The organism is Rhodococcus sp. IEGM 1351 (assembly GCF_030056875.1).
Lineage (GTDB): Bacteria > Actinomycetota > Actinomycetes > Mycobacteriales > Mycobacteriaceae > Rhodococcus_F > Rhodococcus_F opacus.
In genome coordinates this window covers 1-231 of the sequence record NZ_JASHKU010000164.1, presented here as the reverse complement: position 1 = coordinate 231, position 231 = coordinate 1, and the positions used below count along the sequence as shown (strand labels likewise).

The window sequence follows — 231 nt, the reverse complement described above, 5'->3', positions numbered from 1 at the left end:
CGCTCACGGTCCGTGCCCGGCGGCCTCCGCCGCCGGGCCGGCCCGAACGCCGGCGGCGCACGGCCCGCCGGCCACCCGGCACTCCCCCGGGTGTTCGCGCCCGCACCGCCGCTGCCAGTTCAATGCCAGGGGGCCCGCGCCCAGCGCCGCGACGCCCAGCCCCGCGAGCAACGGCGAGCCGCCGACGCGGAGAAGGAACGGCCCCCGCAGGCGGCAGGGCACCGCCGTCAC

General features: G+C 82.3%; 1 protein-coding gene. It reads right to left on the bottom strand.

The features are described from left to right. Positions 1 to 3: 3 nt before the first annotated feature. The coding region (locus QM806_RS41175; protein ID WP_283295085.1) for a hypothetical protein at positions 4 to 231 on the bottom strand (228 nt) is incomplete at its 5' end.